The sequence below is a fragment of the Agriterribacter humi genome, assembly GCF_009192765.1.
GTDB lineage: Bacteria > Bacteroidota > Bacteroidia > Chitinophagales > Chitinophagaceae > Agriterribacter > Agriterribacter humi.
Genome location: NZ_VOHQ01000003.1, coordinates 411,622 through 426,740 on the forward strand (window position 1 = coordinate 411,622; position 15,119 = coordinate 426,740).

General features: G+C 42.3%; 8 protein-coding genes. 2 read left to right on the forward strand and 6 right to left on the reverse strand.

Annotated features, from left to right (window positions below):
* Positions 1-90 precede the first annotated feature (90 nt).
* The 3 genes from FRX45_RS08130 to FRX45_RS08140 all read right to left on the reverse strand — a co-directional run bounded on the left by FRX45_RS08130 (position 91) and on the right by FRX45_RS08140 (position 2,639).
* Positions 91-1,005 carry a S66 peptidase family protein gene (locus FRX45_RS08130; protein ID WP_152267899.1) on the reverse strand — a complete coding sequence of 305 codons (915 nt, stop codon included), beginning with the start codon at positions 1,003-1,005 and terminating at the stop codon, positions 91-93.
* Between the two features lie 52 nt (positions 1,006-1,057).
* Positions 1,058-2,071 (reverse strand): S66 peptidase family protein, encoded by a 1,014-nt coding sequence (locus FRX45_RS08135; RefSeq protein ID WP_152267900.1) that lies wholly within the window; start codon positions 2,069-2,071, stop codon positions 1,058-1,060.
* A 187-nt stretch (positions 2,072-2,258) separates the two neighbouring features.
* Positions 2,259-2,639, reverse strand: coding sequence for a hypothetical protein (locus tag FRX45_RS08140; RefSeq protein WP_152267901.1), 381 nt, complete (start codon positions 2,637-2,639; stop codon positions 2,259-2,261).
* A gap of 262 nt (positions 2,640-2,901) precedes the next feature.
* Here FRX45_RS08140 and metG point away from each other — a divergent pair, with 262 nt between their 5' ends.
* Positions 2,902-4,992 (forward strand): methionine--tRNA ligase, encoded by a 2,091-nt coding sequence (metG, locus tag FRX45_RS08145; RefSeq protein ID WP_152267902.1) that lies wholly within the window; start codon positions 2,902-2,904, stop codon positions 4,990-4,992.
* Between the two features lie 120 nt (positions 4,993-5,112).
* Here the strand turns inward: metG and FRX45_RS08150 are convergent, their stop codons facing one another.
* From FRX45_RS08150 to ruvA, 3 genes are all read right to left on the reverse strand, one after another.
* A complete protein-coding gene (locus FRX45_RS08150) occupies positions 5,113-5,802 on the reverse strand; it encodes an SDR family NAD(P)-dependent oxidoreductase (protein WP_193311628.1) in 690 nt (229 codons plus the stop codon).
* Positions 5,803-5,889: 87 nt separating this feature from the next.
* Positions 5,890-13,134 (reverse strand): T9SS outer membrane translocon Sov/SprA, encoded by a 7,245-nt coding sequence (gene sov, locus FRX45_RS08155; RefSeq protein WP_226805101.1) that lies wholly within the window; start codon positions 13,132-13,134, stop codon positions 5,890-5,892.
* A gap of 33 nt (positions 13,135-13,167) precedes the next feature.
* Positions 13,168-13,752: a Holliday junction branch migration protein RuvA gene (ruvA, locus tag FRX45_RS08160; protein WP_152267904.1), complete on the reverse strand. Its 585-nt coding sequence runs from the start codon at positions 13,750-13,752 to the stop codon at positions 13,168-13,170.
* A 323-nt stretch (positions 13,753-14,075) separates the two neighbouring features.
* On the opposite strand from ruvA, the gene FRX45_RS08165 reads away from it, so the two are divergent.
* Entirely contained in the window at positions 14,076-15,068 is a 993-nt protein-coding gene (locus tag FRX45_RS08165) for a beta-ketoacyl-ACP synthase III (protein WP_152267905.1), read from the forward strand.
* Positions 15,069-15,119: the final 51 nt, after the last annotated feature.

A 15,119-nucleotide genomic window follows, 5' to 3' on the forward strand; every position in this document is an offset into this window, starting at 1 on the left:
AGAATATTGGACGGTTAGATACGGGCTGCCTGAAGTATATTTGGGTGGCCCTTTTTGTTACCATTGTTTTTATTATGCAATACAGCAGCATTAAGGCATTTCCTGAAGCACTACTTTTTTTTGTGCAACGTTTAAATGATAAACAACACCCACTTTTAATGCATAATTTTCCTTATCGTGACTTACCGGGAAGCCCATACAAACCGGGTAATCATAAGCTTTTACAATATCGAAAATAATTTCGTATATCGTTTTCCCAAAAGGTCTTGTGGTATCTTTCATATCCGTAAATCCGCCAATTACTAAACCTGCCAGCTTATTTAATTTCCCGCTGCGTTTTAATTGATACAGCATCCGGTCGGCACTGTACAGGTATTCACCTGTTTCTTCTATAAAGAGTATTTTGCCTTTGGTTTGAATGTCGGAAGAAGTACCTGTAACATGTGCTAACAAGGAGAGGTTGCCCCCTACTAACTGTCCTGAAGCTTTACCTTTTATATTCAGCGCATTTGTTTCGCAGATATATTTTGCTCTTTTACCTGTTAAGGCTTTTTTTAAAGATTGTACATACTCGTTTTTATATTCCTCATCATTAAAAGCGGCAGCCATAGGGGCATGCAGGGTAGCGATACGGTAGTTGGAATAAATGTGGGTATGTAAAATGGTAATATCACTGAAGCCAATGATCCATTTGGGATATTTTTTTAATTTTTTAAAATCAATATGCTCAACTATGCGCCCAGCGCCATAACCACCGCGTCCGCATAAAATGGCCTTTATATTTTTATCATCCAGCATTTGCTGAAACTCGGCTAATCTTTCTTCATCGGTACCGGAAAAATAAGTGGTTGAAGTGCCACCAACTGTATTTCCGGTTTTCACTTTATAACCCCATTCTTGCAATGTCTCAATACAGGTCTGTACTTTTTCGGCCGCCATATATCCTGCGGGGCAGGTAATGCCAATGGTATCGCCTTTTTTAAGGTAAGGAGGTATTTTTATCATTTATTGAGCGCTGTTAATTTGTTTGTAATTCTGTATCTCACTTACATCTCTCTCACACTTCCCGTAATTCCACACCATTAGTGGTAACGCTTAGGCGATGCAATACACCGCACTTAAGGGCATAATTGTTTTTTTGATGTCCTACAGGAAAGTCAAAGCACACAGGATAATTGTAGGGTTTCACTTTTTCCCATACAATATCATATAATGTTCTTCCAAATTCTTCGCCCGGATCGTCGGGCTTTATTTTAAAGCCGCCAATAATAAGTCCTTTTAAATGCGAAAGCTTCCCGGTACGTTTCAGGTTCCAGAACATTCTGTCAATGCTGTAAAGGTATTCGCCTGTATCTTCCACAAATAGAATTTTGCCGGCAGTTTTAATCTCAGATTTTGATCCGGCAAGCGTTTCAATGGTTTTTAAATTGCCTCCTGTTAGTGTGCCTTCGGTAATACCATTCCGGTTTTTTAAATTGGGTAAAGCGGTGTATTTCATTTTTACGCCTGTTAAGGCATCTTTTATGGATTCGATGGTTTCTCTCTGCACAGGTTCAGCTAGAACCCAGTCGTCGGGAAAACTATTGCACATTTTTGAATGAATGGTAGCTACTTTGTAATTGCTGTTGATATGGCAATGCATAACGGTAATATCGCTGAAGCCAATGATCCATTTGGGTTTGATAAGGAATTTTGAAAAATTAAGCTGATCAATGATCCGGATGGAGCCATAGCCACCTCTTGCGCACATAATGGCTTTTATGGATGGATCATCCAGCATCCGCTGAAAATCCTGTGCTCTTTCATGGTCGGTTCCGCCAAAACCAAAATCTCGTTTCCCTATGGCATCGCCCAGTCGTACTTTCAGCCCCCAGCTTTCTATCTGCTTTATTGCGGGTTGAAGTTCATCAATGGTAATATATCCGGCAGGAGAAGTAATGGCTACCACATCTCGGGACTTAAGGTGCTGGGGAATGCGTATAGATGGATCCGGATTGTGCAGGGAGGCCGATAAGGCTTTAAATGAAACACCGGTCGTAAACAGGGAAGAAAGGAAATGTTTTCGATTCATGCCTTAAAGTAAAAGAAAATGTTGTTGATGCAGCCATTGCAAAACGCCAATCGCAGCACCAACAACACCAAAAGTTCATATAAAGACGTTGTGCTATACTCGTGTTATGTCAAACGTGAGACGTGAAAGTTCATTTCACGTCTCACATCTCACGATAATATACAGACATAATTTGATTGACTTGACACTAGCTCTTTTCCTTCAATTCGTCCACAACCAAACCCTGCAAACCACCTTTTGTTGAGGCAGTACCCTTAACCGTAATTTTTTCGCCGGCATGATCTTTTATTTTGGCATACGCCTCTTTTTTATCGTGATTTTCCACCAGTAAGTATATTTTGCCATCACTGGTAAGTAAGCCCATTGGGGCGCCACCCTTTATACACGCTGCAGCACATCCCTTATGCTTTTCACCGTGAGCGCCCTTAGCCATATAGCAGGCCATGTCGAGCACTTCGCCTGAAACTGTTTTGGATTCATCCTGCGCATTTGCTCCAAAAGCGAAGAAACAAAAGCTTACGGTTGCAAGCATTGCTGTTTTGCGAAAACTAAAATGAAGACTTTTCATAAAAGATTATTTTTGATGTAAAGAATAAAAACAAGTTTTATAGAAGACAGTAAATGTATGAAATTCCGGGATAAGAGCCTTTATTTATCTAAGTATTCTCAATACTTAATCGGGTAGGTATTGCTATGATTAGCAGATTGTCTGGCCAAGATAATTGCTGTAGCCTCACGGCAAAATGGGAGCATTTGGTGTTATTAAGCTTTACGAATTGATATAGGCATGTCGCCATATTGAGTTACTTTTGCATTCCTTTTTAACAAATATGAAAGATTATAAAAGAATTTTGGTTACAGCGGCATTACCCTATGCAAATGGGCCGGTGCATATAGGTCATTTGGCAGGCTGTTATATACCTGCGGATATTTATGTACGTTACCAGAGAGCGCAAAAACAGGATATTAAATTTGTGGGCGGCAGCGATGAGCACGGCGTTCCTATTACCATCAGGGCTATGAAAGAGGGGGTGAGCCCGCAGCAGATCGTTGATAAATATCATGCTATCATTAAAGATAGTTTTGAAAAGATGGGCATTTCATTCGACATCTATTCACGAACAACCAACCCTGTTCATCATAAAACAGCAGCAGATTTTTTTAAGAAATTGTATGATGACGGGTTGTTTGAAGAAAAAGAGACGGAACAATTCTACGATGAAAAAACCAATACTTTTTTAGCCGACAGGTATATCACCGGTACCTGTCCTGTATGCGGGAATCCTAACGCTTATGGCGATCAGTGCGAAAAATGCGGGTCATCGCTTAGCCCCGAACAACTCATTAATCCCCGCAGCACCCTGAGCGATGCTGTGCCGGTAAAAAAATTAACCAAACACTGGTATTTCCCTCTGCAAAATTATGAACCGTGGCTTAAGCAATGGGTGCTGGAAGATCATAAAGAATGGAAGAATAACGTATACGGACAATGTAAAAGCTGGTTGGATAATGGATTGCAAAGCAGGGCGATGACACGCGACAGCAACTGGGGCGTTAAAGTTCCATTGCCTGGTACTGAAGGCAAAGTATTGTATGTATGGTTTGATGCGCCCATAGGCTATATCAGTGCAACAAAGGAGCTAACAAAACAATGGGCGGATTACTGGTGTAAAGAAGATACCAAACTGGTGCATTTTATTGGTAAAGATAATATCGTATTTCATTGTATCATTTTTCCGGCCATGCTTAAAGCGCATGGTGGCTTTGTGTTACCCGATAATGTACCTGCTAATGAATTTTTAAATATTGAAGGAGAGAAAGTTTCTACCAGCCGCAACTGGGCGGTATGGGTACACGAATACCTCAAAGATTTTCCGGGATGCGAAGATGTATTGCGGTATGTGCTATGTGCCAATGCTCCCGAAACCAAAGACAATGATTTTACCTGGAAAGATTTTCAGGACAGGAATAACAGTGAACTGGTATCCATTTTCGGCAACTTTGTAAACCGGTCGCTGGTGCTCATGCATAAATTGTGCGGCGGCAAAGTGCCCCCTTTTCATAATGCCATTATTGATGGAGATGATAAACAGCTTATGGAGGATATCAAGGCTGCTAAAATAAAAGTTACACAATCCATAGAGGAATACAGGTTTAGGGAAGCTTTGTTCGAGATCATTGACCTGAGCCGCAAGGGTAATCAATATCTTCAAAAAAAGGAACCCTGGAAGAAAGCCGGCGCGGAAAACGGGCAGCAACAAATAGATAATTGTATCCACCTGAGCCTGCAACTCACAGCTAATCTTGCCATTCTCATCAACCCGTTTTTACCCGTCACTGCGCGGAAAATATTACATATGCTGAAAGTGGTAGAAAAAATGTTAGACTGGGAAAACGCAGGCAGCTTCAAATTACTGAGCGTGGGATATACTTTACGTGCGCCTGAATTGCTGTTCAGAAAAATAGAGGATAGTGAAATAGCCGCACAGGTGGAGAAGTTGAGGGCAAATGCTATTGCCGGTTCCAATACGCAAAATGTTGAAAAAAAATCTGCCGGAGGCAATGTGGTTCAGCCGATGGAAAATATGCTTAAGCAGGAAATTGTTTACGACGATTTTGCAAAATTGGATCTGAAAACAGGGAAGATATTATCTGCCGAAAAAGTAGAAAAAGCGGATAAACTGTTAAAGCTGGAAATTGATCTTGGTTTCGAGAAGCGCATTATTGTTTCGGGCATTGCATTGCATTTCAAACCTGAAGAGATTATTGGGAAACAGGTGGTAGTTGTTGCTAACCTGGCACCCCGTAAAATGCGCGGTATTGAAAGCAATGGTATGATATTGATGGCAGAAGATAAAAACGGCAAGCTGCATTTTATAAATACCGAAGAAGCAATAGAACCGGGAGCGGGGGTGAGTTAGGAGCGGGGTTGCAGGTTTCAGGGTGCAGGTTACAGAGTGTGCTTATCATTTGTGGTTTATGGTTGCAGTTTATAGTTGCATTTCTCTTCGGACTTCGAATTCCTGGCTTCGAACTTGCTCTTATGCATCATTATATACCTTGTATACAGGTTCCCGTAAAGAAAGTCCCTTATCGCTGCAGATAAATTCAAGCACATCTGCAACCTGTTCGGATTTTACCCATTTGCTCCAGTCGGCATTGGGCATACTTTCACGGTTAGGTGCGGTATCAATGGTGCTGGGTACCACAACAGAGGCGGTTACGTTTTTGCCTTTGGCTTCTGCATTCAGTATATTGGCTAAATTAAATAATAAAGATTTGGAAAGGGTATAGGCTACTGAATTTTTTGCATGTTCCGGTTGAATTACAGGTTTTGCACCTATGAAAATCAACCTTCCATAATCATTTTGCAACATGTGCTGAAACAACATGCGTGAAATATGGTAAGCCGTCTGAAAATTAAGAGTAAACATTTTTTTCAGATCATCACCTGTGGTATTTTCTATATTGCCCATGCCAAAACCACCGGCCAAAAATAAACCGGCTTCAATGCTGCCATATAAGCTGATCGCTTCTTTAATAAAAAGGAGGGAAGCACTTTCATCGGCCAGATCTAACTGGTGCAACTCAAAGTTCTTGTTGTCTTTTGCAAAACCCAATTCGCTTCCCGAACGGGCAACGGCAATTACCCGGTAATCATTCTCTATAAATTTTTTTACCGTAACGGCCCCCAAATTTCCATTTGCTCCTGTAATAATTATGGTTTTCATAATGTGAAATATACAAAAAAACCGGCTGCCGCCGAAGTCTGGGGACATTTCAAATTTTAAATATCAAATATCAAATCTCAAATCCTGTTATTGCGCCAGCGATATATTAACCTGTACGCCTGCCCTTGTAGTTACCATTGGCGCTGAGGAAGAAATATAAGGTATGGTTCTTTGCTGGTCGAAATAGAATTTTAGTTGTATACGATTGCTTAATACATAATCAATAGAAGGGTTTATAGTGATCACTTTTTGTCCCTGGGTAGCAAAAGCGTTGGCCTGGTCGAGCCGGCTGTTGGAAGTAATATTGTCCGTTACGCTAAAGTCTATGGTAAATTTCACATCGCTTTCGGCTCTTTTACTGGTCGTATCTGAGCTTTTATTGAACAGGTTAATGTTGAAAGGCAATGAGAAGCCGCGTATACGCCATGATGCGTTAAGATTGATGCCTGAAGAGCGCATTTCGCTTAGCTGGTAATCAATAAGACTTAAACTCAGGGTGCGGCTTTTAATATATTCAAATCTTACGGCTAACTGGTTGGTCAATGAAAAATCAATGCCCAGCAATGGGGCAAACTGCTCTTCTATAGTAATATTGGGCACTAAAAAGTAGGGAATGAAATTGTTGGACATGGTGTCCAGGAAAGAAGGGAAGCCCAGTCTCCACCTGTCCTGGAAAAGCAGGTTGGAATTAAATGCATTCATCCCGAGTGTGCTCTTGTAATCGTGACGAAGGGTAAAGCTGGTGAATATTTTATCTAAAGGTGCAATGCGGTTCAGTCCGCTATATTCAATATGCCAGTTCGGTTTTGGCAGGTACCCCGAAAACGGGTTGGAACGCACATTGGTTCCGCCTGTTTTTAACAGCGATACCTGGTTAGGATCTTTATTGGTATAAGCAGCAACAAAAGAAGGAATCAGCACATCCTGCGCATACCGGCTGTATCCGAGGTAATATCCATCAGACCCTTTTACCTGGCTGTATGGATTTTTAACGCCTAATCTTTCCGACATGATCAGCCTGTAGTCCTGGAATTTTTGGAAAGTTTCGCTGATAAGATTAGGGTCGGTTTTTTTGAATAAGGTTTGAAATGCAATATAGCTGATGCTGAAACCGCCGCCTGCGTAGGGATTAAGATGCCCAAACTGCCCGTTCCCGATCGTATCTTTAAACAATTCGCTATATGTTCGGTTGAACGTTTTGCTCAGGCTAAGATCAATACGCAGGTCACGTACAGGCTCTAATTGAGCGGTGGCCGTAAACTGCTGATCAAAGGTTTGGCGTGTCAGATTATTCTGAAGACTGTCTCTTGATATCCACCCTTTTTGTGCTGCCCTGTCGAGCCAGGCACTATTGGGTTGGTTCCCCAAAATAAAACCCAGTCCCGGAGCCATGCTGCCCCAGTTTTGCCCCAGGTATTTTGTGCTGTCGGTATAGCCAGGAATAAATGAAGTAGCACCCTCACTGTAAGTAAAGTTAATCCGTTTAACGGATGTGATGATTTTACCGATACCTTTTACAAAACCATTCAGTTCGGGTAATTCATTCGGGTCGCGTTTTTTTCCGGTATTGGAAGTGTCAGCTTTTTGATTGCCTGCTGCCGGTGGTGGTTTGGGAGCGTTATCGCCCTGTTGCTCTAATGCCCTCAATATCCTGAATTTGCCATACAGCCTGTTAAAATCAAGATCAACCGTAGCGGATTTTGCATTGCTGTTTTGTATGGTATTGCCGAGGTTAATGGCTAACCGCGATGCGCCTATCCAGCTATAGGTTGTTTTATATGCAAGGTTTGCGTTTGTCCAGTCTAATAGTGGCAATTTGGAAGTGGGTAATGAATAGGTAAGGTCAGTTCTTTGATTATACAATACATTTCTTCCTCCTTTAAACAAATTTTTGAATACGGTATCTTTTTTGGCTTTATTATCCAGTCTGCCGGCAGGCTCATCTATCCTGGCATTATTCATTGCTTCAAAATCGAAATTCAGAGAGCGGCTGATATCCCAGCGATAATTATAATGCCTGTCGAAAGTAAAAAACTTGTCGTAGGTTTCCGGTATTTTAAAGGGGCTGGGAGCGGTGCCGGGAACGTATACTTCACGTGGCCGCAAGGCCCCAAACTGCCGGTTCACATCCCAACGTATACCAATAAGCGAAGGAGTGAAATTGAGATTAAAATCACGGACCATAGCAAGCCATGCCGATTTACTTTTGAACATATTTTTGAATGGCTCCCACGATTTTACCTGGCCGGTGTAATTGTATCCTATACCCGCTTTATATTTTTTTATCTCATTGTTTTCAACCAGCGGATTGTGCTGTTTGATGGAAGTATAGGAGTAGCTGAGATCGAAATTGGAAATACTCCAGATCCTTTGCCGTTTACCTTCGGGCAGCACCTTCCGCACATTGGTGAAATTGACTGTTTTAATAGTGGTGATATCAATGGCTGCATTTCTTATAGAATCTTTTAAATTACCCTGTGCCGCCCCCAGCTTGTCTTTCAGTTTGATATCCATATCATAAGGGTCGTATTCCGGTGTGCTTATGGTTTGGGATACACTGGCGTAAAAAGGAATTTCTATTCCTGCGCCCCGGGGTAATAATTTGCCCAGCTCAAGGTTGGCAGCAGCATCAAACTGAACAAAATTATCTCTTGCCCTTTCGTTTACTCTTTGCTCCAGAGCCCCAAAGCCAACGCTATGCGTGTTGCCCGAAAAGGTAAGGGTACCCAAATCAGCAAGTGCAAGATCAACCCTGCCCAATGCGGCCCATCCTCCTTTTTCATCAATTTGTGAAAGCCGCAATTCATTTATCCATACTTCGGTACAAATGGGTGATCCTGTGCCATCGCCTGGATTTTCAATACCTACCAGAAATCCTTTTACCTCACCAAAGTTGGGATTACCGATTACTGAATACGTACGGTTATCAACGGTTGTGCGGTAAATGGCATTGGGATTAACCAATTGGAGGTTTCTTTCTGCCTTTAGTTGTTCTAATATTCCGAGATCAAAATCAAGATTGTTTTCTTCCGGCCATATATCTGTATCGGCAGTAGCACCGGAAGGAGTAATTTTCAGTGGTATTTTTATTTCATAAAAGTTATTGATGAAATCATTGCCAATTCTTATTACGGCATTAATTCTTCCGTCTGCCAGTGCTGGCTGGCCATTTACACTTTCTGCATGAACGAACATCATCAACCTGCGAAACTGCCTGATGTCTAAGTTCAGGGTTTTAAACACACTTCTTGATTCACCATTAGGCAGATTACAGATCTGCATGTTCATGGATTGCTCATTCTGCAAAATATTAATGCCGCCATTACTGAGCGACTGTACTCTTTCAATACCCGGGGGCATGCGATAGGGAATGGGCTGACGCCGGTCGTTTTCTTCGATATTTACTGCACCTACATTAAAGTTTACCGGGTCGGATGCATCAATGGGCTTGTAAACGCCTGCCGTATCTAATTCGTAAGTAAATTTCCTCCATTGATTCCTTACCAGTTCCAGTTTGGCAAAACGCAGTACGGTAGAGTCTTCGAAACCGGTAAGGAACATCCTGATGAATTGTATGGATTTAAAATCCGGGATGTTTCCTATTTTTTTATCGTATGCATTGATGGGAACACGAAACTGGTACCATATCTGGTTTTCTTTGTTTCCGTTCGCCAACTGAACAGCTACTTCTTTTTTATCTATGATAAAATTATTACCGATCTGCATTTCAGGATCGTTTGTAGGCTTAATTGCTATACGGTACTGAAAATATTCTTCATTTTCATTGAGCGTATTATCCTTATTAAGGTCTTCGGCATCGGGATACATGGTGGCTGCAGAGGAAAATTCTGAGCTTCCCGATGATACGGGAGAATTGCCCTGTGGCCCGTTGAAATTCTTATAACGGCCAAGGATACCTGTATTGGATTGGTCGTATGCGCCATCCCGGTAGTACCTGAAATTATCTGAAGAGGGATCATTGAGCGCCTGCTGGTATGCCTGTGAACCGGCGCCAACAGTGCTTTGTAATCCCTGCAGGTATTGCTGATGCAATGTTTGTTCATCCTCATCCCTGTTACCATCATAACCCACATCCTGGTAAGGCCTGTCATCGGGTTCGTTACTAAACGCCTGGGTAACCTGTATGGGATTAACAGGAACGGTACCCCAGATAGAATTCTCCGTTTGGGCAGGAATTTTGGGCGTGGGAAGTCCATTTTCATAAGCTCTCTTGCCATCCTTCAAAATATCTTCCGACACATTGCCTAAATTAAAATACAGTTGTCCGCCGGTATTATTGGTGTTTTTTATAAAAGGATCCAGGATCCAGAATTCTATGAACTCTACATTATTGGTTTCAAAATCTGTCTGGTCAATAGAACGCATCATGCCACCCCACCTTTTTAACGGATTATTCAATCTTCCGGTACCATCTATTCCGGTAGCATCGTAGTTATAAGGACCTCTTTCTTTTGGATAATATGCAAGGTCAAACGTTACCAATTGATTTAACCCAAAATCCGGTGTTCGTAAGGGGAATATTTCTGATTGTGAAACAGCACGTACGCGCGGATCAGAAAGTTCCTCTATGTTGTTTTGCAGCGGGTTATTGGCGTTCCTTCTTTCCTGCAGCACCGGTTCAATATTATACCAGGCCAATTTTGCCCTGTTTTTGCCATAATCATAATTATTGTAAACGCCCGCTTCGGGAAAAAGAACATTACCATCTTTATCGGTGGCGCCTAAGGGTGTACTGGCCAAAGCCCAGCTTATAAGCGGGAAACGTAAATCAATACTGGCCCTTGTTCCTTCAAAATCATCAATATAAATCAATCCATTTTTACCTTTGCCGATTTGGGGTGCATGTCCGGGAATAATTTTTGCCGCTTCGCCAAAAGCTGTAAGGGTAGACACGCCTTCTGGGGTATAAAAAGGAAGCTTGTCTAACAGCCTGTTCAGTCGCGGCACTTCATTGCGGTAGCTGAAATCCATACCAAGCATGGTATTGCGTATGGGATCTTCACCATAACTCATTTTGGTAAAATAGGGTCTTTCGCTTAGCCTTACTGCAGTGGCGCCAATAGTAAGATTTTTGTTTGCCAGGTAATCCAAACGAAGTCCCATATAATTGCGCTGCTGCATACCAAAGGCTGCCTGGTTTTCGAATTGTACATCTACGGGTATGCCCGAACTGAGAATGGCCTGGTTAAGTATTTTAACTGTGCCCAAACTATAATTTACCTCATAGTCGGCGCCTTCCTGCAATTCACGTCCCCCGGCGGTAACAGTTACAGAACCCTGGGGTACATTAAAAGCATTCAGGGATATTTCGGATTGTCCAAGTGAAGAAGCCTTTGCCATTCCTTTCATTACAAAGCGGTTAAGATTGGCATAAGTTTGGGCGATGGCTTTAATGGTATCGTATAGCGGAAGGTAAAGATATTTTTGTTGCAGGGCCGGATCACTAAACGCAAAGGCGAGGTCGCGGCCAAAGGGCTCCAGTACGGGAAATACGATCTGGGCCTTGTCGGACATAACCGTATAGCCTTCCATAAAGTCAAAAACGCCATCCGGCTGAGGATCGTTTTGGTTATTCAGCCGGTCAAGATTCAGCAAAGTAAGTAAAGGCACACCTGCCTGGTTGCCTTCCGGCAAATATCTTTTTTGTCCTCCTCCGGGTTCATCATACAAAACATTTAACTGGAAGTCAGTACGGTCTAATGAGGAGAGATAATCCCCGTTATCACTTTTGAGTGTATAAATGTTTTTCATCATCAGGTCCCATATGGGTAGTTGGGTGCGGGCTGATGTGGCTTTTAATAATTTCAGGAACAGCACTTTCTGAACGCCGGAGGCAGAATCAACCGGGATATCCTGTGAAAACTCGCCTACCTGGTATACCCGGCCGTTATAGGAATATTGAAAGGCTACTGCCAGAACTTCGTTGGGTTGCAGCGCCCCGTTTAGTGACAAGTACCCTAATTGCGGGTTAAAAATATATTGGCTTGAATCAAGTTTCCGGGCAAAGGTCTTTTCAAAATCCTGTACCTGACGCAAACCCATCCCGGTAAGGTTGCCCACTACCAAAGAAGGGTTCCTGTTGGCCTGGTTTCCGGTAATCTGGCGATAGAGGTTGTTGGCATCGTTTCCGGGCAGCTCAAGATCATTCCCTGATCCACCCCAGGGGCCATAGGGATTGGGTTCGCCAATATCCATCAAACCAACAATATCCCTTGTATCGGTAGTGGTGCCCATCCTGTTGGTTACCCAAACTTCCAGCCGCATTACCTGTACCTGCGAGCTTATTACCGGTATGGTTTTCATGGCATCGTTATACTTTTTGTTAAAGTACTGCGCCAATAAAAAGTGCCGGTTCTCATCATAATCATCACCCCTGACTGTAATTTGCGATGTAGATGCACCGCCCTGTAAAGCTCTTGATTGTCTTTGTGACTTTTGAGTGGCAAATACGCCGGTTACCCAAAGTTTGCCAAACTGCAATTGTGTTTTTATCCCAAAAAGTGATTGTGCACCAGGTATTAAAGTGCCTTTTGATGCAAAACTGGTATTGCCCAGTTCAATTTTTTTAATGATTTCGTCTGTAGTGCCGGTATATTCTAATTTCAACTGGTTTTCCCAATCGAAAGTGGATTGTGTGTTATAGGAAATGGGAAGCTTTACTTTACTGCCAATATTGGCGATCACATTAAGATTTGCCGCCATGTCGAAATCGAAGCCCCCGTTTTTTCTGGCTCTTTCGGGCAAGGTGGGGTTTTTAATGTTTTGTCCCTGGTAACCAGCAGTTATGGTTACATTACCCTGGGGGCGAATATCAATTTTACCATTTCCAAACAAGCGGTTAAACAGATCATCGGTAGCGGTAAGCTTAGGGCGGAGGAGGCTTCTGTTCAATAAACTGATCGTATTGGCACGCTGCCTGAAATAATCATTTTCCTGCTTTCTTGCCTGTATCCTGGTAAATTCTTCAAAAGTGAGGGATGTGGGTTTCCGGTAATACTTGTTGCCTATTTTTTCAATGATATAATATTTCTTTTCCTTAGGATCGTAAATCACCGAATCGGTAATGTTGGCCGGGTCTTTAAGATCAAAGCCACGAAGCCGTGATGAAGTAAGCTGATCGCCCCGCCTGTCTGATATGGGATATTTTAATGAATCCCGGAATGGCAGTGAATCTGGGGGCAAGGGTATAGTATCTTTAAGCTGGTATGTATTACCAGCATGCACAGGGGTGGCATATGCCCCGGCGCCAAACATTAATACTGCAGCAGCACATACTATTATACGTAGTATGTTCCAATTTCGTAAAGCCAATTTTCCCTTCTTGTTTAGTAGGTAAATTTTTTCTCAAATAAGCTGTAATGCTTTTTTAATTAATGTTTCCAGATTTTCGGTAGAGGGGGCGGATGCGGCGGCTTTTTTAACTGCATTTTCTGCCATATTGCGTACAATGCCCAATGCCACCAGGGCATTTAACGCATCCTGCTCCAAAGTATTGTTTATGAGCGCAGAACCCGTGGTTTCAAAACTGGTTTTGCCCATTTTATCTCTCAGTTCAAGTACGATCCTTTCTGCTGATTTTTTGCCTATTCCTTTTATTTTTTCCAAACGTGTGGTATCTCCTTTTACAATAGCCTGCGCCAGTTCATCGGGCTGCATGGCCGAAAGCATCATCCTGGCTGTAGAAGTGCCCACCCCATTCACACTGATTAACTGGGTAAATATATTTTTTTCAGCCATGTCAAAAAATCCATACAGAGTATGCCCGTCTTCCTTGATATGCAGCCAGGTGTACAGGGAACCTTTTTCGAGCGATTGTATTTTTGAATAGGTATTAAGGCTTACCTGCACTTCATAACCCACTCCATTAACATCTACATGCACTACCGCAGGAGACTTATATACAAACTTACCTGTTACAAAAGCTATCATCTCTTATTTAAAGAGGGCAAAGATAACGGATTGTGTTTGCAGAAAAAGAGCTATTTCATATTTGTTGTTTCGATAAAACAATGCATAAAAGCGTTTTTTTTTAAAAATCAGTGTGTCTGTTGTACCCTGTTCAATTTTTAAGCCGGAATTTTGAGAAAGAGTATTGTTCGTGTTTTTAGTGGCACAGAAATGATAAGATGTTTAAAAAACACTTTAAGACTGGTTGATACTTAAAATATAATTTAACCAGAAAAGCAGTACCCTAAGATTTGGTTTATCACTATAATTGTATTTTCGTGCCCAATTTTGAAATACAAGTGAATATGAGTTCAAAAATTACTGCCGCTATTACTGCTGTTGGTGGTTATGTGCCTGAATATCGCCTGACCAATGCTGAACTGGAAAAAATGGTAGACACCAATGACGAGTGGATACGTACACGCACAGGAATAACGGAAAGAAGGATATTGAAGGGCAAAGATCTAGGTACATCTGATATGGTAGTGCCGGCAGTGCAGGAAATTTTAGACAAAAGAAAAATAAGCGCTGAAGAAATAGATTGTTTAATTGTTGGAACTGTTACACCTGATACTATATTTCCTTCTACTGCAAATATTGCCTGTTATAAACTGGGTGCTGTAAATGCATGGGGATTTGACCTGGCGGCTGCCTGTTCAGGATTTTTATATGCTTTAACTACCGGAGCGGCCTTAATAGAAAGCGGACGTTACAAAAAAGTTATAGTAGCCGGAGGAGACAAAATGAGCGCCATAGTTGACTATAGTGACCGTACTACGTGCATTATTTTTGGTGATGGTGCAGGCGCTGTTTTACTGGAGCCCAATACGGAAGGATATGGTGTGCTGGATAGTATTTTAAGAAGCGATGGCGCAGGCGGGCATCACCTGCATATGAAAGCAGGAGGTTCTCTTAAGCCCGCATCCATAGAAACGGTTACCAATAAAGAGCATTATATATACCAGGAAGGGCAACCTGTGTTTAAGCATGCCGTAAGGGATATGGCGGATGTAAGCTATGAATTAATGCAGCGTAACCAGTTGGGCGCCGACGATATAGCCTGGCTGGTTCCGCACCAGGCCAATAAGCGTATTATTGATGCCACAGCCAACCGCATGGGACTGCCGCATGAAAAGGTGATGCTCAATATTCAAAAGTTCGGCAATACAACCGCAGGTACTATTCCGCTTTGTTTATGGGAATGGCAGGATCAGTTGAAAAAAGGAGACAAGATTGTACTGGCTGCTTTTGGCGGAGGGTTTACCTGGGGATCTACATTGATTAAATGGGGATGTTAAATCATTTATGGGTTGTCGTTTATAGTTTATTGTTAGGTGCATGCGGGCTAT